Raw genomic sequence first — 19,833 nt, 5'->3', positions numbered from 1 at the left:
CGCACGGGAAAGAAAGCCGGGCGTAGCACCTTGTTTGCGCTGGGCGGTGTCTAGTTTTTTGCCGATCCGACGCGGCGCCAGCGGGAGCGCAGCGCTATGAGGAACCCGACTTCCAGCGCTAGCACGAGGGCCATGATACGAAACGCCACGGTGGGCAGATCGTGGACGCCGTCGCGCAGCGCATAGCCGGCAAGGAGGAAGCCGGCGTTCCACAGCATCGCGCCAAGCAGTGTGGCCAAAACAAAAGGCAGAGCCGGCAGGTGCAACGCTCCGGCGGCGATCGGCAGATAGTTCCGCACCGCAGGCACGAACTGCGCCAGCAGCGACGCGCGCATGTGGTCGCGACGGTAGGCGCTGGAGAAGCGCAGATAGGTTTCGCGGCGCAGGAAGACGTAGGGGCCGAAGCGTCCTACCAGGGCATCGGTGCGCCCCGGCCCGAGCCGGGCGCCCAGAGCAAACCAGAGCAGGCAACCGGCCGTCGAAGCCAACGTCGTCACCGCCAGCAGGGCGGCAAGCGTCGCAAGATCGGGCGCCCTGGTCATGCCGAGAAAGAGCAGCAGGACATGCGACGGCGGCACCGGCAGGATCTTTTCGGTAAAAGCCAGACAGGCGGCGCCGATCAGGCCCAGTTCCAGCACCGTGGACAGGAGATCGCTCATGCGAAGCGCCAGTCATAGGTGCTGAGGCTCCTGATCCTGGAAACGCGATAGACCGTCGCTGGCGGAAAGTTGCGGAAGGTGCCGCCGATGCGGACCGCTTCAAGGTCAAGCCTGTCGAGGACGGTCTGGTCGAAAGGGCACCGGCGGCCAAAGGTAAACTGGTAGAGTGCCGCACCCGGCCGAAGGCATGAAAAGACGCCTTCCAGGATCGCAGATGATTTGCGCGGCGTAATCAGACGAAACGGCAACCCGCTGATCGCCGCGCCGACGACGGGGCCATCGAACAACGGCAAATGGCGCAGGCCGACCGCATCCATCTCGACGATTCGTGCCGACGGAAAGCGGCGCGCAAGAAGCGCGGCGAAATCCGGATCGGACTCGACCAGCGTCAGGTCGTTCTCGCGGACGCCGCGCTGCAACAGGGCACGCGTGAAGGGGCCGGTGCCGGGCCCGAGCTCCAGCACCGGACCTGTGTCGGCGCCGATTTCGCGCGTGATCAGCGCCGCGAGGCTCGGACTGGACGGCGTGACCGAACCCATGCGGAACGGCGCCAGCGTCCAGGCCATCAGGACGGACAAAGCATCACTTGCAGGCATGTTAACCTCATTTCTTAGACGGGCGATTCGGTTGCCCGGCATTCGCCGAGGCGCTGTTTGCCGGCAGCGGATTGCATGGACATTGCGCATGGCGGGGCTTCGCGAAAGAAAGGGCTCACCGTCGACCGCGAGAGCTGGCGCCATGTTTGCGCAATGCTGGCGCGATAGGCGGCGGCCAAAAGGACGTCGGAGGTTTCAATGCGTATCCTGCTGGTCGAGGACGAGCCGGAAATGGTTTCGGCGCTGCGAGCGGCGCTGAAGCGGCATGACATGGTGGTCGACCATGCCGGTTCGCTGCTGGAAGCTGAGGGTTTCGTCGCCGTCGACGGTTATGACGCGATCCTGCTCGACCGGCAGTTGCCGGACGGCGACGGGCTGACGCTGGTGCCTCAGCTTCGCGCTGCAAGGAACACGACGCCGGTGCTGATGCTGACGGCCAGAAGCGACACGGCCGACAAGGTCGACGGGCTGGACATGGGCGCCGACGACTATCTGGCCAAGCCCTTCGCCTTCGAGGAGTTGCTGGCGCGGCTCAGGGCATTGCTGAGACGCCCGGCGGCGATCGAGTCGCAAACGATCCGCGCCGGCCATCTTTCGCTCGATGTCGGCCATCGCGAAGCTTCGATCCGCGGCGAGCCGCTCGCGCTGCCGCGCCGCGAATTACTGGTGCTGGAAGCGCTGATACGGCGCACTGGCCGCATGGTGCAGCGCGAGGCCCTGATGGAGGCCGTGTTCGGGCTGGACGACGAGATCCAGTCCAACACGCTCGACACCCACGTGTCGCGGCTGCGCCGCAAGCTGACGGAAGCCGATAGCGGGGTCGTCATCAACGGCATACGCGGCGTCGGCTATCTGCTGCGCGAGACCACATGAGCTTTCGCCGCCCACGTTCTCTGAAATGGAGCCTGGTGCTGCGCATCGCCATCCTGCAATGCGTGATGCTGACGCTGATCATCGCAGGCATAATCGGCGCAATGCTCGCCACCGGCATCATTCCACACGACTATGAAAACGGCACAATGGACGTTTTGGCGGATGCGGTGACGCGCAACGCCAGCGGAGCGCTGGTGCTGAAGGAAAACCCCGATCTGACCAGGTTGCGTTCGGATGTTTCGGATCTCTGGTTCATCATCCGAGACAAGGAAGGGCACCGGCTTCAGGAGGGTTCTGTGCCGGCAAAATTCCAACCTTTCGTCGGACTGCTGGATAATATCAGCGACGCTCGCATCGACCTTGCGATGGGGGAGACCGCCCCGCCGGGCGGCAAGATACGCTGGACAGACACGGCGGCTGGCAACGTCCAGATCATGAGCGGCACCAAGGGCGGGCTCTCTCTGCCGCACGTTCTTGGGCAGGCGCCGGGACTCTTCCTGCAAGGGATTTTGCCGCTTGCCGGGCTGATGGCGCTCGCAACGCTATTCGTCACTCCCTGGGTGGTGCGCGGCGCGCTTTCCAGCCTCGGGCGCGCGGCCGCCGCGGCCGGCCAGATCGACATCGACAAGCGTGGCGTGCAACTGCCGCTGGACGGCGTACCGAAGGAGGTCACGCCGCTGGTCGATGCGGTCAACGCGGCCTTATGGCGCCTGGATGCCGGCTACGCGCGGCACAAGCGCTTCCTGACCGATGCCGCGCATGAGCTGAGAACGCCCGTCGCCATCCTCAACACGCGGCTTGCGTCTTTGCCGGCAACGCCGGAACGCGCCAGGCTGCTGCAGGATGCCGCGCGACTGTCGACACTTGCGGATCAGTTGCTCGACCTGCAGCGGCTCGACCGCCAGGCCGAGCAATTCGGGCCGGTAGACCTGGTCACTCTTGCACGCAACGTCGTGGTCGACCTGGCGCCGATGGCTTTCGCAGCCGGCTACGAGATGTCGTTCGAGCCGGCCAAGGAAAAGCTCATCATACGCGGCGACCGCACCGCGATCGAACGCGCAGTGACAAACCTTGTCCAGAATGCCATCGACCATGGCGGCAAGGCGGGCCGGATCGCAATCAGCGTACGTCCGCCCGCGGTGATCGAGGTGCTGGACGAAGGCGACGGCGTGCCGACGTCCGAGCGCGAGCGGATCTTCGAGCCATTCTATCGTTTGCATCCTCAGGATCACGGCGCCGGCCTCGGCCTCAACCTGGTCCGCGACCTGATGCAGTTGCATGGTGGCAAGGTCGAGGTGCTCGACGGCAACCCCGGCGGCGCCTGTTTCCGGATGATTTTCCCGGCCTGACATCCAGCTGATCGGCATGGCGATCCGCCGGAGTTTGACATCGACACTATTTGTAACTATCTAAGTTACATGAAGCGCAACAGCCGGCTATCCTCGACCCTGCATATCCTTGTCCATATGGCCGACGCGCGCGACCGGGCACTGACCTCCGAGCAGCTTGCCGGCTTCATCCATACCAACCCGGTGGTGGTGCGCCGCACCATCGCCGGGTTGCGCGAGGCCGGAATCGTCACCTCCTCGCGCGGCCATGGAGGCGGCTGGCAGCTCGGCCGCGCGCCGGACAGGATTTCGCTCGCCGAAATCAGCGCCGCGCTCGGCGAGACGCTTTTGCCGTTCAGCACCGAGCCGGAAAGCCCTGGATGCCTGGTCGAACAGGCGGTGATCGCGGCGCTCGATGATTTTCGCCTCGAGGCGGAGAGGCTGCTCGCCGAGAAGCTCAGCCATATCACGCTGGCCGACCTGACGGCCGATTTCCGCCGCCGTTACGACCTGATTGGAGTATCCAGCCATGCGTTATGATGTGATCGTCGTCGGCGGCAGCTTTGCCGGCCTGTCGGCCGCCCTGTACGTGGCTCGGGGTCGACGTAACGTGCTGGTGATCGATGCCGGGCAGCCGCGGAACCGCTTCGCCGGGTACTCGCATGGCTTCTTCGGCCAGGACGGGCGTTCGCCATCGGACATTCTCGACGAGGCCAAGGCACAGCTGCTTGCCTATCCGACCGTCACCACGGTCGACGGCCGCGCCGAGCGGGCCGCCACTGCCGGCACCGGCTTCGAGGTAGAGATGGAGAATGGCAAGCGTTTCGGAGCGACGCGGCTGGTGCTTGCCACCGGTGTGCGGGACATCCTGCCGGACGTGCCGGGATTGGCCGCGCATTGGGGCAAGACGGTGCTGCATTGCCCATACTGCCACGGCTACGAGGTGGCCGGCGGGCCGCTCGGCGTGCTGGCGACCGGACCGATGTCGCTGCACCAGGCCGAGCTGATTTCCGACTGGGGCGACGTCACGCTGTTCGCCGATGGCCTGTTGGAACCGGACGCCGACCAGGCGCGGGCCCTGGAGAAGCGCAATATCCGCTTCGAGCCGAACAAGGTGAGCGAAGTGCTGGACGACGGCTCAGGCGGCCTGGCCGTCAGGCTCGAGGGCAATCGCAACGCTCGAGTGCGGGCGCTGTTCACCGCGCCGCGGAACGTGATGGCAAGTCCGCTGGCCGAGCAGCTCGGCTGCGCCTTCAACGAAGGCCCCTTCGGCCGCGCGATCGTCGTGGACGACAAGCAGCAGACATCGGTGTCCGGCGTCTTCGCGGCCGGAGACGCCGCGCGGATGATGCACAACATCGCCTTCGCGGTGTCCGGCGGCGCGATGGCCGGGGTTGCGGCGCACCAGTCGCTGGTGTTCGGCTAGCTGGCTGCTGTTCCTGAGTGGGCTCAGGCCGTCGCAATGGACAAGCGCGCCCCGCCCTGGCTCAGCGCGGCGGCTATGTCGGGCGGCGGCGGCCGGTCGGTGGCTAGCTCGGAAAAGCCGTCGAAGCCGCAGACCCTGACCAGCCCCCGGCGGCCGAATTTGGTGTGGTCGGTGACGATGAGCGAGCGCTGGCCGCGCGATAGCACCATGCGGGCGAACTCCGCCTCCTCCAGCTCATAGTCGGTCAGCCCAGCGGCGGCATCGACCGCGCCGATCGAGATCACGGCGTGATCGACCGAAAAGCGACTGACGAACTCGATTGCCGAGATGCCGAAAGCCGCGCCTGAATCGCTGCGCAACTCGCCGCCGGCCATATAGACCTTGTTGCCGTTCGCCGTGGCCAGGGTACGGGCAATATCGGAGGAATTGGTGACCACCGTCAGCCGGCGGTGCCCCAGCAGCTCGCGCGCGAGGAAGGATGTGGTCGTGCCGGTGTCGAGCATGATCGCCTCGCCATCGCGGATCGTCGCCGCAACCATCCTGGCGATCAGGCGCTTAGCTTCGGCATTCTCGCGCATGCGCCGCTCGAACGGCGCCTCGCCAACCATCGAGGAGAGGCCGACGGCGCCATGCATCTTCAGCACCGATCCGTCATCGACGAGCGGCTTGACGTCGCGCCGCACCGTTTCCGGCGAGACGCCGAGACGTTCGGCAAGGCTGGCTATGGTAATCGTGCCCTCCTCGCCAAGGAGCCGCAGGATTTCGCCATGCCGTTTCGAATGGACCATTTGGATATCCGGGATTCTTGACCGAATTTAAGGCTTTGGCGACGCTTTGAAAGGAGTTGCGCAGTAGTTTCGGGCAGAACACCCAAAAAAAGTCACAGCTTTTGATTGACAGCTCTGCCATGCCGGCATGAAAATGAAAGAATGTCAGGCTCGGAGCTGCTGCGGGAAGGTGATGGCAGAGCCGCAACCTAATGACCAGATCGTCTGGGAACAGCCAGACTTGAGCTTTGATCGAATCCGCGGGGGCGGATGCCGGGATCCTAAACCTGGCCAAGGGGCTCGTCGGTGCGGTGCGGGATACCGATCCTGGCGTCTCGCACCGACGAGGCTTTTTTACTTTCTATCATCGTTGTTTTCAGAAGAGCCGGTCGGGACCGGAGCGACGCCGTGAGTGCCGAAGACCGTATCCGCGCCTTGCCGTGCTGGAGCGGCGGCATCGAGATCGAGCCGCTGCCGGGCGGCCTCAGCAACGCCAACTTTGTCGTCACGGACGCCGCCGGTCGGCACGTGGTGCGCTTCGGCCAGGACTTCCCGTTCCACCATGTCTTTCGCGAGCGCGAGGTGATGACGGCGCGCGCGGCGCATGCGGCGGGCTTCGCGCCGGCCGTGCATTATGCCGAGCCCGGCATCATGGTGACGGAATTCCTCGGCGCCAGGACCTTCCTTGCCGAGGACGTGCGGGCCAATCTTGGCCGTGTCGCAGGACTGCTACGCTCGTTCCATCGCGAGATGCCGAACCATGTCTCCGGCGCCGGCTTCATGTTCTGGGTGTTCCACGTCATACGCGACTATGCGCGTACGCTGGACGAAGGCGGCAGCCGCAAGAAAAGCGAGCTGCCGCGCTACCTGTCCCTGGCCGACGAGCTCGAGCGGGCGCAAAAGCTGCTGCCGATCGTCTTCGGCCATAACGATCTTTTGCCGGCCAATATCCTCGACGACGGCAAGAGGCTGTGGCTGATCGACTTCGAATATGCCGGCTTCAACACCGCGATGTTCGATCTTGCGGGCGCCGCCTCGAACGCCGGCATGAGCGACGACGAATCCTTTGCCTTCCTCACCGCCTACTTCATGAAGGAGCCCGATGGCGAGATCCGCCGCTCGCACGCCGCCATGCAGTGCGCGTCGCTGCTGCGCGAGGCGATGTGGAGCATGGTCTCCGAGCTTTATCTCGACGCGCCTGGCATCGACTATGTCGCCTATACCGAGGAAAACCTCGTCCGCCTCGATACGGCGCTTGAGAACTACCGGACGAAATACGGAACAAAATCATGAACTTGCCCAGCCATGCCGGGATCGTCGTCATCGGGGGCGGCATCATCGGCTGCTCCACGGCCTACCATCTGGCGCGCGACCACAAGGCCGACGTGGTGCTGCTCGAGCAGGGCAAGCTGACTTCGGGCTCGACCTGGCACGCCGCCGGGCTTGTCGGGCAATTGCGCTCGTCGGCCTCCATCACGCGCGTGCTCAAGTATTCCGTCGAGCTCTACAAGGGACTTGAGGCCGAGACCGGGCTCGCCACGGGGTGGAAGATGACCGGCTGTTTGCGGCTGGCGACGAACGCCGACCGCTGGACCGAATTCAAGCGGCTGGCGACGACGGCGAAGAGCTTCGGCATGGACATGCAGCTTCTGTCGCCGGCGGAAGTGAAGCGCATGTGGCCGCTGATGGAAACCGGCGATCTGGTCGGCGCCTCGTGGCTGCCGACCGACGGGCAGGCAAGCCCCTCGGACATCGCCCAGTCGCTCGCCAAGGGCGCGCGCATGCATGGCGCGAAACTGTTCGAGGACGTGCGCGTCACCGGCTTTGCGATGAAGGACGGCCGCATCACGGCGGTAAAGACTTCAAAGGGCGACATCGCCTGCGACAAGGTGGTGAACTGCGCCGGACAGTGGGCAAGGCAGGTCGGAGCGTTGGCCGGCATCAATGTGCCGCTGCAGCCGGTCAAGCATCAGTACATCATCACCGAAAGGATCGACGGCCTTGCGACCGACGCGCCGACGATCCGCGACCCCGACCGCCGCACCTATTTCAAGGAAGAGGTCGGCGGGCTGGTGATGGGCGGCTATGAGCCAAACCCGCAGGCCTGGGCAACCGGGCTTCCCGGCGGCGACGTTCCCAACGACTGGGAGTTCCGGCTGTTCGACGACGATTACGATCATTTCGAACAGCATATGGCCCAGGCGATCGCGCGCGTTCCTGCGCTTGGCCATGTCGGCGTCAAGCAGATGATCAACGGGCCGGAGAGCTTCACGCCGGACGGAAATTTCATCCTCGGCGTGGCGCCGGAATGCGCCAACATGTTCGTCGGCGCCGGCTTCAACGCCTTCGGCATCGCGTCGGGCGGCGGCGCCGGCTGGGTGCTGGCGCAATGGGTGGTCGACGGCGAGGCGCCGCTCGACCTGTGGGTGGTCGACATCAGGCGCTTCTCCAGCCTGCATCACGACCGCGAATGGGTCCGCGACCGCACGCTGGAAGCCTATGGCAAACACTACACGATCGGCTTTCCGCACGAGGAATATCTGAGCGGGCGCCCGCGCATCGTCTCGCCGCTCTATGAGCGGCTGAAGACGCACCGCGCCGTGTTCGGCTCCAAGCTCGGCTGGGAGCGGCCGAACTGGTTCGCGCCGGCCGGCGCAGCCGCCGAGGACGTCTATTCGATGGGCCGCCAGAACTGGTTCGGCCCGGTCGGCGACGAGCATCGGCATGTGCGCGAGAAGGTGGGCATATTCGACCAGTCCTCGTTCGCCAAATACGAGATGACCGGCGCCGACGCGCTGAAGGCGCTCGACTGGATCTGCGCCAACGACGTCAACAAGCCGGTCGGACGGCTGACCTACACGCAGCTTCTCAACACGCGCGGCGGCATCGAGGCCGACCTCACCGTGTCGCGGCTCGGCGAGGACCGGTTCTACATCGTCACCGGCACCGGCTTCCGCACGCATGATCTGTCCTGGATAAGCGACCATATCGGCTCGGGCCTCGACTCCACGCTGAAGGACGTCACGGAGGATTTCGGCACGCTGTCGCTGATGGGACCTCGCGCCCGCGACGTGCTGGCCGCCGTGACGGACACCGACGTCTCGAACGCCGCCTTTCCTTTCGGCCATGCGCGCGAGATCGCGATCGCCGGCCACACCGTGAAGGCGCTGCGGGTCACCTATGTCGGCGAACTCGGCTGGGAACTGCATGTGCCGATCGCCGCCACCGGCGAGGTTTTCGACGCGCTGATGGCGGCGGGCAAGGCGCATGGCATTCGCCCGATTGGCTACCGGGCGCTCGAATCGCTGCGATTGGAGAAAGGCTACCGCGCCTGGGGCTCCGACATCACGCCGAACGACACACCGCTGGAGGCGGGACTCGGCTGGGCGGTGAAGCTGCGCAAGAACACCGACTTCGTCGGGCGCAGGGCGCTCGAAAAAGCAGCCGGCAAGCCGCCCGCCAAACGCCTTGCCGGCTTCACGGTGGACGACCCGGAGATCGTGCTGGTCGGGCGCGAGACGATCCTGCGCAATGGCGAGCCGGTCGGCTACCTCACCAGCGGCGGCTATGGCTATACGGTAGAGAAGAACATCGGCTACGGCTATGTGCGCAATGCCGGCGGAGTCGGCGACGATTTCCTCGCCTCGGGCCACTACGAGCTGGTGGTGGCGATGGACCGCACGCCGGCAAATATCCATATCGAGGCGATGTACGACCCGGCCGGCACCAAGATAAAAGCCTGATCGGCCCGCAGCAGATCAGTTGACACGCAACACAAGGCCCCTGCTCGGCACGGTATCGGTTTCGCCCGGCATCGAGGCGTAAGGCCTCGTCTCTTCGAGACGGCTTATCGCGCCACGCGCTTCCAGCCCGGCGATGCGCTCCGCAAAACCAGCATCCCACAGCGTGTTCTTGACCGTAAGTACGATGATGCCGCCCGGGCGGCAGATGCGGATCAGTTCGTCCAGGCCCTCGACTCCGACATGGCCGGAGGTGAAGACGCCCGCCGAAATGACCCCGGCATAGGCGCCGTCGGCGAAAGGCAGGCTGTCGCCCATCGCCAGGCGATGCAGCGCCGTGTAGACGCCCTTGGCGGCGGCCTTGTCCAGCATGCCTTGCGAGATGTCCAGCGCCTCGACCCTCGGATAGCCGGTGATGGCCAGCCATTCTCCGATCAGGCCGGTGCCGGCGCCGGCGTCGAGCAGCGGCTCGGCGCCGCGCGGCAGGTGCCGGGCAAGCAGCGCCAGGCAGATCGTCGGATGGCGGTAGCCGGCAACCGACATGTCGGCGTCATAGGTCTCGGACCAGCGGTCATAGATCGCGGCCACTTCCTCCGGCCGCTTCGCCGCATAAGCGGCGCCCAGCGCGCTGTTGTGCTTGCCGTCCGCCATTGCCGCTCCCCGACTCTCTTTCGACCGATGATAGCCAAGCAGCAAAAACTGTGGAACCGTCAGAGCCACGACAATGACGTGAACGGGGGCACGGACATGACCGACGACGATTTGCGGTTGGCGCTGGCCGCCATTCCAGCGCTGGCCGGTTACAAGGGGCCGCTGGAGCGGCTCGGTGGTCTCACCAACATGGTCTACAGGGCTGGCGGGGTCTGCCTGCGCATTCCTGGAAAAGGCACCGAGGAATACATCAACCGCGCCAACGAGACGGTCGCGGCGCGCGAGGCGGCTAAAGCCGGCGTCAGCCCAGAGGTGCTCTATGCCGATCCGGCATCCGGCCTGATGGTTACGCATTTCATCGCCGGCGCCGAGACGATGTCGCCGCAGAAGTTCAAAACGCGCCAGGGCAGCCCGGCCCGGGCGGGCGAAGCTTTCCGCAGGTTGCATGCGTCGGGCGCGGTCTTTCCCTTTCGCTTCGAACTGTTCGCGATGATCGACGACTATCTCAAGGTTCTATCGACCAAGGATGTGGCGCTGCCCGCCGGTTATTACGACGTGGTGCGCGAGGCAGGCGCTGTGCGCGCGGCGCTTGCCGCGCACCCCATCCCGCTCGCCGCCTGCCATTGCGATCCGCTATGCGAGAATTTCCTCGATACGGGCGATCGGATGTGGATCGTCGACTGGGAATATTCCGGGATGAACGATCCGCTGTGGGATCTCGGCGACCTTTCGGTGGAGGGCCAGTTCGACGTGGGACAGGACGAGGAGATGATGCGCGCTTATTTCAGCGGCGAAGCGCGGCCGGACGAGCGCGGCCGCGTCGTCATCTACAAGGCGATGTGCGACCTGTTATGGACGCTCTGGGGCCTGATCCAGCTTGCCAACGCCAATCCGGCCGACGATTTCCGCGCCTATGCCGATAATCGCTTCGCCCGCTGCAAGGCGTTGATGGAGACAAAGGAATTCTCGCGGCATCTGGCTGCTGTGCGCCTGGATTAGAACATGATGCCCATTGGAACCGAGTTGAAATCGCCCGGCCCCGGACCGATTCCATTCAGCGCTCCTATCTGAAAACCGTCCGGATCTCGTTCAACGAGCCTGGTTCGTCGGACTTCTTGCGGTACCAGATGAGCAGCGCGATGGTGCCGATTGGGAAAATCCCGCGAGCAGATTGCACCTGGAGCATTTCAGCGTTTCAAGGAAAGCTCCCCCGAATCCGGCGGGCCTGACCATTCCCGCTTCCTGGAATTGCTCTAATTGACGCCCTTCGGCACGTTCTCGGGCGGCACGACGGTATCCACAACCTTCTGGCGGTGAAAGATGAAGATGCCGGCGACCACGACGATCGCCGAGCCGGCCAGGATGCGCGGACTCGGCATGTCGCCGAAGAAAACCAGACCAAAGACGATGGCCCACAGAAGCAGGCTGTAATGCAGCGGCGCCAGCGTCGAGGCCGGCGCGAGCTTCAGTGCCCGGGTGATCATCAGATGGGCCGCGCAGGAAACGACGCCGAGCAGAAGCATCGCGCCGAAATCGAGCGCCGAGGGCGTGCGCCAGGCGCCGATGGCCAGGACGCCGCCGACAATCAGCGTGCCGATGGTCTGCCAGGTGACAAGCGTCGTATCGCTCGTTCCACGCAAACGCCGGCCGAGGATGATGGCAAAGCCGAAGGCGACGCTGCCGATCAAGGCGTAGGTCGAAGACAGCGAGAAGGCCGCCGAGGACGGCTTCAGGATGATCAGCACGCCGCAGAAGCCGACCAGGATCGCCAGCCAGCGGCGCCAGCCGACCTTCTCGCCGAGCAAGAGGTGGGAGAGCGCCGCGACATAGATAGGTCCGGCCATGTAGAAACTCATCACGTCGGCGAGCGGCAGGTGGACGACAGCGGCATAGAAGAGCCCGGTGTCGAGCGTCGTCGCCACAACGCGCAAGAGCTGCAGCACCGGTCTTTCCATCTGGAACAGCTTGCCCGCGCCCTGGTTGGCGATCATCGGCCCCAGTACGATGAAGGCGCCGATCGAGCGGATCAGCACAACCTGGCCGACGGAAAAGCTGGCGACCAGCCATTTGCCCATTGCGTCATTCAGCGCGAACATGAAGTCGCCGGCCAGCATCAAGAGGATGCCGGCGAGCAACATGTTCCTGATTGTGAAATTGCGCGCAAGGGACTTTGCCATGCCGGCTCCCTAGCCCCAAGCAGCCGGTTTGACGAGGGAAATCCGGGGAAATCCGTAAGACCAGTCGTGGAAATCGACTAACCGGCCTTGTGCCGCCTGTTTACCTGCGCCGGCCGTCCGGCGATCGACAACCGTGTATCCTGCCTGGTCCGCTCCGCCACGACCTTGCCCCTGGCGATGACGCAGAGGCGCTCAGGGCGCAGGCGGACGGCTTCGATCACATTGCCGGCGTCCAGCACGACGAGGCTGGCCCGCTTGCCGACGGCGAGGCCCAGATGGTCGAGACCCATGATGGCTGCGTTGACGTTGGTCACCATATCGAAGCAGCGCGCCATGTCGGCCGGGCTCGACATCTGCGCGACATGCAGGCCCATGAAGGCGACGTCGAGCATGTCGGCCGTGCCCAGAGAATACCAGGGATCGAGCACGCAATCCTGGCCCCAGCCGACGCGAATGCCGAGCGCCAGCATCTCCTTCACCCGGGTGAGGCCCCGGCGCTTGGGGAAAGTGTCGTGCCGCCCCTGCAGCATGATGTTGATCAGCGGATTGGGAATTGCCGAGACGCCGGCCTCGGCGATCAACGGCAGGAGCTTGGAGACATAGTAATTGTCCATGGAATGCATGGAGGTGAGATGCGACCCGGCCACCCTGCCCTGCAGGCCGAGGCGCTGCGTTTCATAGGCAAGTTGCTCGATATGGCGCGACAGCGGATCGTCGGTTTCGTCGCAGTGCATGTCCACCATCAGGCCGCGTTTCGCAGCGATCTCGCAAAGCTCCGTCACCGAGCGGGTGCCATCGGCCATGGTGCGCTCGAAATGCGGGATGCCGCCGACGATGTCGACGCCCATGTCCAGCGCGCGAACGGTGTTCTTCAGCGCTGTCGGCGAGCGATAGAGGCCGTCTTGCGGAAAGGCTACGAGTTGCAGGTCGATATACGGCGCGACGGCTTTCTGGACGTCGAGCAGGGCTTCCACCGCGAGCAGCCGGTCGTCACAGACATCGACATGGCTGCGGATGGCGAGCAGACCCATGGACACGGCCCAGTCACAATAGGCGAGCGCGCGCTCGCGCACAGCCTCATGCGTCAGAAGCGGCTTCAGTTCACCCCACAGGGCTATGCCCTCGAGCAGCGTGCCTGACGCATTGATGCGCGGGATGCCGTAAGAGAGCGTGGCGTCCATGTGGAAGTGCGGATCGACGAAGGGCGGAGAGACGAGATTGCCGCGGGCGTCGATCTCGGTCGGCGAGGAGCCCGGCAAAGTCGGCTCGATTGCCCGGATGGTCTCGCCGGCAATGCCGATGTCGGCAACCCTGCCGTCCGGCAAGGTGCCTCCGCGTACGATGAGGTCGAAATCCATCTGTCGCCACCCTTTCCGAGAATCGGCAATCATCGTGGCCGAAAAGACAGTCTCGCGCAGCCTTTTCTTTGCCCGGCGGCCGAAAGGTTCCATCGTGCCGCAACTCGCTCTATAAGCCGCCTCGCGCCCTCGTGGCGAATCCGGAACTCTTTCAGAAACAGGATCAGCCGTTGTTTCGCTTCTTCCGCTCGACGGAAAACCAGCGCCTCATCGCAAGGCTGGTGAGGGAGTCCTTCCATGAGCATAAATTCGGCTATGCCGCCGCCATAGGGTCGATGCTCGTCGTGGCCGCCATGACCGGCGCCAGCGCCTGGATCCTGCGCGAGATCACCAACGAATTCGTTGTCTTCAAGAGGCTCGATCGCGTCAACCTGATCGCGGCGGGTGTCGCGGGGATTTTCCTGGTCAAGGGTTTTGCCACCTTCGTCCAGGCCTACTTCATGAGTCGCGTCGGCAACGCAATCATCGCCGACCGGCAACGCAAGATCTATGACCGCATCCTGGCGCAAGGCATCGAGTTCTACCATTCGACCTCGTCGTCCGACCTGATCGCCCGCATGACCAACAACGCGCAGGCGGCGCGCAGCGTGCTCGATCTTGTCGTGACGTCCTATGTGCGCGACCTGGTGACGCTTGTCGTCCTGGTCGGCGTCATGATCTGGCAGCAGCCGGCGCTGTCGCTGATCTGTTTCGTCGTCGGGCCGGTGGCGATCTACGGCGTCAACCGCATCCTCAAGCGCGTCCGCAACATCGCCGCCATGGAGTTCCGCTCGCTTGGGCAGATCGTTCACGTCATGCAGGAGACGGCGATCGGCGTACGCGTCGTCAAATCCTTCAACCTTGAAGGCGCCATGCGCAAACGCATGTACAAGGCCGTCTCCGACGTCGAGAACCGCGCCAACAATATCGCCACGCTGGAAGCGGCCACCAGCCCGGTGATGGAAACCATTGCCGGCCTGGCAATCGCCGGCGCGGTCTTTATCAGCGGATTCCTCGTCCTGCAGGGCGGGCAGATGCCGGGCAACATCATGGCGTTCATCGCCTCGCTGCTGCTGGCTTATGAGCCGGCAAAGCGGTTGGCCCGGGTGCGCATCTCGCTCGAGACGGGCATCGTCGGCGTGCGCATGATGTTCCAGCTCGCCGACCGGCCTCTGACGCTGGCCGAGAAACCCGGCGCCACTCCGCTGCTGCCAGGCCCGGGCGAGATCCGCTTCGACAATGTCCGCTTCGCCTATCCGGAAAGCCCGCCAGTGTTCGAGGGTTTCGACCTGACGCTCGAGGCCGGCAAGATGACGGCGCTGGTCGGACCGTCGGGCAGCGGCAAGTCGACGATCCTGAACCTGATCATGCGCATGTACGACCCGCAGACCGGCAAGGTGATGTTCGACGGCCAGGACATTTCCTTCGCGACGCTTGATTCCCTCAGGAGGAAAATCGCCTATGTCAGCCAGGACACGTTCCTGTTCGCCGGCACGATCATGCATAATATCCGCCTCGGCCGCGAGAACGCGACCGACGACGAGGTGATCGCCGCCGCCAAGGCCGCCAACGCGCATGAGTTCATCAGCGCCATGACCAAGGGTTATGAGACGGAGGTGGGCGAGAACGGTTCGCTTTTGTCCGGCGGCCAGCGCCAGCGCATCTCGATCGCGCGCGCCATGCTGCGCAATGCCGAGATCCTGCTGCTCGACGAGGCGACCAGCGCGCTCGACGCCGAATCGGAAGCGCTGTTCCGCGACGCGCTGCAGCAGCTGACCGTCGGGCGCACGACGATCGTGATCGCGCACCGACTGTCCACCGTGCATCAGGCAGACACCATCGTGGTGCTGGAGAAAGGCAAGGTGCGGGAAAGCGGCCCGCACAAGACCCTGCTCAAGCAGGGTGGCCTTTACCAGAGGCTTTATGAATATCAGCTGATGCCGTGAGGCACCTTCCACCTTCCTCCCTGTGAGAGAAGGGGAACCAGCCCTATTCCGGCACTTTCCTGACCGCGCCCTTGTCGGCACTGGTGGCGAAGGCGGCGTAGGCGCGAAGCGCCGTCGTCACCTTGCGCTTGCGCTTTTCCTCCGGCTTCCAGGCATCGGCGCCCTTGGCCACCATCGCCTTGCGGCGCGCCTCGAGCTCGGCATCGCTGATGGCGAGCCGGATGGTGCGATTGGGAATGTCGATCTCGATCGTGTCGCCCTCCTGGACCAGCCCGATCACTCCGCCCTCGGCGGCTTCCGGAGAGACGTGGCCGATCGACAGGCCCGACGTGCCGCCGGAGAAGCGGCCGTCCGTGACCAGCGCGCAGGCTTTGCCGAGGCCCTTCGATTTCAGATAGCTGGTCGGGTACAGCATTTCCTGCATGCCCGGCCCGCCGCGCGGTCCCTCGTACCGGATGACGACGACGTCGCCGGCCTTGATCTCGTTGCCGAGGATCGCCTTGACGGATGCGTCCTGACTTTCGAAGACGCGGGCGGGGCCGGTGAATTTCAGGATCGACTCGTCGACGCCCGCGGTCTTCACGATGCAACCGTCGAGCGCCAGGTTGCCCTTCAGCACGGCAAGGCCGCCATCCTTCGAGAACGGCGTCTTGGCCGAGCGGATGACACCCTTTTCACGGTCGAGGTCGAGCTCGTCCCAGCGTCGGTCCTGGCTGAAGGCGACCTGCGTCGGCACGCCGCCGGGTGCGGCCCGGAAGAAGTGGCGGACATTTTCGGCAGAGGTGCGGGCGATGTCCCAATGGTCGAGCGCCTCGCCGAGCGTGGCGGTGTGCACCGTCGGCAGATCGCGATTGATCAGGCCTGCCCGGTCGAGCTGGCCAAGGATGGCCATGATCCCGCCGGCGCGATGGACGTCTTCCATGTGCACGTCCGACTTGGCCGGCGCCACCTTGCAGAGCACCGGCACCTTGCGCGACAGCCGGTCGATGTCTTCCATGGTGAAGTCGACCTCGCCTTCATGCGCGGCGGCAAGGATGTGCAGCACCGTGTTGGTCGAGCCGCCCATGGCGATGTCGAGCGCCATGGCGTTCTCGAAGGCGCCCTTGGAGGCGATGCTGCGCGGCAATGCGCTCTCGTCGTCCTGCTCGTAGTAGCGCTGTGCGAGATCGACGGCGAGATGGCCGGCCTCGACGAACAGGCGCTTGCGGTCCGCATGGGTGGCGAGCGTCGAGCCGTTTCCGGGAAGCGACAGGCCCAGCGCCTCGGTCAGGCAGTTCATCGAATTGGCGGTAAACATGCCCGAGCACGAACCGCAGGTCGGGCAGGCCGAGCGCTCGATGACCTTCACGTCCTCGTCGGAGATCCTGTCGTCGGCGGCCGCGACCATGGCGTCGACAAGGTCGAGCGCCTGCGCCTTGCCGGCCAGCACCACCTTGCCGGCCTCCATCGGTCCGCCGGAGACGAAGACGGTCGGGATGTTGAGACGCAGGCTGGCCATCAGCATGCCGGGGGTGATCTTGTCGCAATTGGAAATGCAGACCATGGCGTCGGCGCAATGCGCGTTGACCATGTATTCGACGGAATCGGCGATCAGCTCGCGCGACGGCAGCGAATAGAGCATGCCGTCGTGACCCATGGCGATGCCGTCATCGACGGCGATGGTGTTAAACTCCTTGGCGACGCCGCCGGCCTTCTCGATCTCGCGCGCGACGAGCTGGCCAAGGTCCTTCAGATGCACATGGCCCGGCACGAACTGGGTGAAGGAATTGACCACCGCGATGATCGGCTTGCCGAAATCCGAGTCCTTCATGCCCGTGGCGCGCCACAAGCCGCGGGCGCCGGCCATGTTGCGGCCATGGGTGGTGGTGCGGGAACGATAGGCAGGCATTGAACTGTCCTTGCTGGCTGGCCGCGCCGATGCGCGTCGGGGCGGCGCTCAAATTCTAGTCGGCAGCGTTATAGCGGCCACGGTCCAGCCTTGCCACAATTTTGAGCTGCGCCAGAATTCCCAGGAAAGTTTCAACTTGCTGTCGGATCGGGCCTCGCCGATCCGTCCTTGAGGCAGACGGTACGGAAACGGCATCAGATCGCCGGCCGGCCGTTGAAGATTGAGCCAATCCGAACAAATCCGAGGAGCGCAACGTGCAAAAGATCACCACATGCCTGTGGTTCGACGGTCAGGCCGAAGAGGCGATGAACCACTATGTCTCGATATTCAAGAATTCGAGGGTGCTGAGCGTCATGCGCTGGCCCGAGGGCCATGCCGATGAGGGCAAAGTGCTGCTGACCACGTTCGAGCTCGACGGCGTGCCGTTCCAGGCGCTCAATGGCGGTCCGTACTTCAAATTCAACGAAGCGATGTCGCAGTCGATCGATTGCAAGACGCAGGAAGAGGTCGACTATTTCTGGGAGAAGCTCACGGAAGGCGGCGAGCCCGGCCAGTGCAGTTGGCTGAAAGACAAGTTCGGCGTGTCGTGGCAAGTCGTGCCGGAGCAACTGCCGCGCCTGCTTCAGGATCCGGACCGGGCCAAGGCCGGTCGCGTCATGTCGGCGATGATGCAGATGGGCAAGATCGACATCGCCAAGATAGAGGAAGCCGCCAGAGGCTGAGAATAGCGAGCTAGTGGTGAATTGCGAGGATTAGTGCTCGCTCTTCCCGACCGAGTGTTACTACTCGCTATTCACCATTCACCAGAATCAAGCCGCCTTGTCGCGGACCTGGTAATCCTTGACCGCGGCGAAGCGGATCGCCTTCCAGCGCTCGGCCTCGTAGTTCAGCGAAAAGGCGTGCTGGGCGAGGAAGACCGGATCGTTGTCGAGGTCACGGGCTATGTCGCCGCGATGCAATTCGATGAAGCGCTGGACCTCGGCCTTGTCGTCCGCCGAGATCCACCGGCAGACCGAGAAGCGCGACATCTCGAAATCCACGGGCAGCGTATACTCGAAGTTGAGCCGCTCCTTGAGCACGTCGAGTTGCAGCGCGCCGACGACGCCGACGATGGCCGGCGAGCCGTCCTCCGGCGAGAACAGTTGCACGACGCCTTCCTCGGCCATCTGGTGCAGCGCTTCCTTCAATTTCTTGGCCTTCATGGCGTCACCGAGGCGCACACGGCGCAAGATTTCCGGGGCGAAGTTCGGCACGCCGCGGAACAGTATCTCCTCGCCCTCGGTCAGCGTGTCGCCGATGCGCAGCGTGCCGTGGTTTGGGATGCCGACGACGTCGCCGGCAAAGGCCTCGTCGGCGGTGACGCGGGTGCGGGCGAAGAAGAACTGCGGCGCCGAGAGCGACATCGGCTTGCCGGTGCGCACCAGCTTGGCCTTCATGCCGCGCTCCAGCTTGCCGGAGCAGACGCGGACGAAGGCGATGCGGTCGCGGTGGTTGGGGTCCATGTTGGCCTGGATCTTGAAGACGAAGGAGGTCATCTTCTCCTCCGTCGCCTCGACCGTGCGCGTATCGGCCTCCTGGGCGCGCGGCGGCGGTCCGTAGGCGCCGAGCGCCTCGATCAGGTCGCGCACGCCGTAGTTGCGCAGCGCCGAGCCGAAATAGACGGGCGTCAGGTGGCCTTCGCGGAAGGCCTCGATGTCGAGAGGCCGGCACGCTTCACGCGCCAGCTCAAGCTCCTCGATGAAGTCGTTGCGCTCGTTTTCCGGCAGGAGCCCGGCCACGCGGTTGGAATCCGGACCATTGACCGGCACGCGCTCCTTCTCGTCGTCGCTCCGGCGCACCGCGTTCAAAGCCAGATGGTATGTGCCCGAAAACGTCTTGCCGCGGCCGATCGGCCAGGTGACAGGCGCGGTGTCCAGCGCAAGCTTCTGCTCGATCTCGTCGAGGATCTCGAACGGGTCGCGGCTTTCGCGATCCATCTTGTTGACGAAGGTAATGATCGGGATGTCTCGCAGCCGGCAGACCTCGAACAGTTTCAGCGTGCGCGGCTCGATGCCCTTGGCGGCGTCGATGACCATGACGGCCGAGTCGACCGCGGAGAGCGTTCGGTAGGTGTCGTCGGCAAAATCCTCGTGGCCGGGCGTGTCGAGCAGGTTGAAGACGTTGCCGTCATATTCGAAGGTCATCACCGAGGTGACGACCGATATTCCGCGCTCGCGCTCGATCTTCATCCAGTCGGACCGCGTCTGGATACGGTCCTTCTTGGCCTTGACCTCGCCGGCAAGCTGGATCGCGCCGCCGAACAGAAGCAGCTTTTCGGTCAGCGTGGTCTTGCCGGCGTCGGGGTGGGCGATGATGGCGAAGGTACGGCGGCGCGCGACCTCCTCAGATATTGTTTCGGGCATTTCTTTTAAGGCGTTCCGTGTGACAGGCGGCGCTTCTACCAGC

At 64.5% G+C, this 19,833-nt stretch carries 17 protein-coding genes; 9 read left to right on the top strand and 8 right to left on the bottom strand.

Annotated features, from left to right (window positions below; all coding sequences use genetic code 11):
• Positions 1-50: 50 nt before the first annotated feature.
• Entirely contained in the window at positions 51-659 is a 609-nt protein-coding gene (locus ACR64R_RS25455; RefSeq protein ID WP_487358997.1) for a DedA family protein, read from the bottom strand.
• Positions 656-1,255, bottom strand: a complete 600-nt coding sequence (locus ACR64R_RS25450; RefSeq protein ID WP_487358996.1) for a class I SAM-dependent methyltransferase — start codon at positions 1,253-1,255, stop codon at positions 656-658. Before ACR64R_RS25450 ends, ACR64R_RS25455 begins: the two co-directional genes overlap by 4 nt.
• Positions 1,256-1,453: 198 nt before the next feature.
• Between ACR64R_RS25450 and ACR64R_RS25445 the strand changes: the two genes are divergently transcribed.
• The 4 genes from ACR64R_RS25445 (at position 1,454) to ACR64R_RS25430 (ending at position 4,882) form a co-directional block, all read left to right on the top strand.
• A complete protein-coding gene (locus tag ACR64R_RS25445) occupies positions 1,454-2,128 on the top strand; it encodes a response regulator transcription factor (RefSeq protein ID WP_487358995.1) in 675 nt (224 codons plus the stop codon).
• Positions 2,125-3,477 (top strand): sensor histidine kinase, encoded by a 1,353-nt coding sequence (locus tag ACR64R_RS25440; protein WP_487358994.1) that lies wholly within the window; start codon positions 2,125-2,127, stop codon positions 3,475-3,477. Before ACR64R_RS25445 ends, ACR64R_RS25440 begins: the two co-directional genes overlap by 4 nt.
• A gap of 69 nt (positions 3,478-3,546) precedes the next feature.
• Positions 3,547-3,996 (top strand): RrF2 family transcriptional regulator, encoded by a 450-nt coding sequence (locus ACR64R_RS25435; RefSeq protein ID WP_487358993.1) that lies wholly within the window; start codon positions 3,547-3,549, stop codon positions 3,994-3,996.
• Entirely contained in the window at positions 3,986-4,882 is an 897-nt protein-coding gene (locus ACR64R_RS25430; protein WP_487358992.1) for an NAD(P)/FAD-dependent oxidoreductase, read from the top strand. Before ACR64R_RS25435 ends, ACR64R_RS25430 begins: the two co-directional genes overlap by 11 nt.
• A gap of 23 nt (positions 4,883-4,905) precedes the next feature.
• Here the strand turns inward: ACR64R_RS25430 and ACR64R_RS25425 are convergent, their stop codons facing one another.
• The gene (locus tag ACR64R_RS25425) at positions 4,906-5,670 is read right to left on the bottom strand and encodes a DeoR/GlpR family DNA-binding transcription regulator (protein WP_487358991.1); all 765 of its coding nucleotides are present in this window, start codon (positions 5,668-5,670) and stop codon (positions 4,906-4,908) included.
• Positions 5,671-6,057: 387 nt separating this feature from the next.
• Between ACR64R_RS25425 and ACR64R_RS25420 the strand changes: the two genes are divergently transcribed.
• The gene (locus ACR64R_RS25420) at positions 6,058-6,942 is read left to right on the top strand and encodes a phosphotransferase (protein WP_487358990.1); all 885 of its coding nucleotides are present in this window, start codon (positions 6,058-6,060) and stop codon (positions 6,940-6,942) included.
• On the top strand, positions 6,939-9,392 hold the full coding sequence (locus ACR64R_RS25415) for a GcvT family protein (RefSeq protein ID WP_487358989.1): 2,454 nt from the start codon (positions 6,939-6,941) through the stop codon (positions 9,390-9,392). The genes ACR64R_RS25420 and ACR64R_RS25415 overlap by 4 nt, the downstream gene beginning before the upstream one ends.
• Positions 9,393-9,407: 15 nt before the next feature.
• Here the strand turns inward: ACR64R_RS25415 and ACR64R_RS25410 are convergent, their stop codons facing one another.
• The gene (locus ACR64R_RS25410; protein WP_487358988.1) at positions 9,408-10,040 is read right to left on the bottom strand and encodes a class I SAM-dependent DNA methyltransferase; all 633 of its coding nucleotides are present in this window, start codon (positions 10,038-10,040) and stop codon (positions 9,408-9,410) included.
• Positions 10,041-10,136: 96 nt separating this feature from the next.
• Here ACR64R_RS25410 and ACR64R_RS25405 point away from each other — a divergent pair, with 96 nt between their 5' ends.
• A complete protein-coding gene (locus ACR64R_RS25405; RefSeq protein ID WP_487358987.1) occupies positions 10,137-11,039 on the top strand; it encodes a phosphotransferase in 903 nt (300 codons plus the stop codon).
• Positions 11,040-11,293: 254 nt separating this feature from the next.
• Here ACR64R_RS25405 and ACR64R_RS25400 read toward each other — a convergent pair whose 3' ends face one another.
• Complete coding sequence (locus ACR64R_RS25400; protein ID WP_487358986.1) at positions 11,294-12,217, bottom strand: DMT family transporter; 924 nt, start codon at positions 12,215-12,217, stop codon at positions 11,294-11,296.
• A gap of 77 nt (positions 12,218-12,294) precedes the next feature.
• A complete protein-coding gene (locus ACR64R_RS25395; protein WP_487358985.1) occupies positions 12,295-13,575 on the bottom strand; it encodes an amidohydrolase family protein in 1,281 nt (426 codons plus the stop codon).
• Between the two features lie 170 nt (positions 13,576-13,745).
• Between ACR64R_RS25395 and ACR64R_RS25390 the strand changes: the two genes are divergently transcribed.
• Positions 13,746-15,500: an ABC transporter ATP-binding protein gene (locus tag ACR64R_RS25390; protein WP_487358984.1), complete on the top strand. Its 1,755-nt coding sequence runs from the start codon at positions 13,746-13,748 to the stop codon at positions 15,498-15,500.
• A gap of 43 nt (positions 15,501-15,543) precedes the next feature.
• On the opposite strand, the gene ilvD is transcribed toward ACR64R_RS25390, so the two are convergent.
• Entirely contained in the window at positions 15,544-17,388 is a 1,845-nt protein-coding gene (gene ilvD / locus ACR64R_RS25385; RefSeq protein WP_487358983.1) for a dihydroxy-acid dehydratase, read from the bottom strand.
• A 254-nt stretch (positions 17,389-17,642) separates the two neighbouring features.
• Here ilvD and ACR64R_RS25380 point away from each other — a divergent pair, with 254 nt between their 5' ends.
• A complete protein-coding gene (locus ACR64R_RS25380) occupies positions 17,643-18,110 on the top strand; it encodes a VOC family protein (protein ID WP_487358982.1) in 468 nt (155 codons plus the stop codon).
• A gap of 87 nt (positions 18,111-18,197) precedes the next feature.
• Here ACR64R_RS25380 and ACR64R_RS25375 read toward each other — a convergent pair whose 3' ends face one another.
• Entirely contained in the window at positions 18,198-19,790 is a 1,593-nt protein-coding gene (locus ACR64R_RS25375; protein ID WP_487358981.1) for a peptide chain release factor 3, read from the bottom strand.
• Positions 19,791-19,833: the final 43 nt, after the last annotated feature.

The sequence above is a fragment of the Mesorhizobium sp. MC2-1-1 genome (assembly GCF_057597255.1).
Note: the sequence above shows the minus strand (reverse complement) of the source record. Positions and strands in the feature narration are given on the sequence as shown.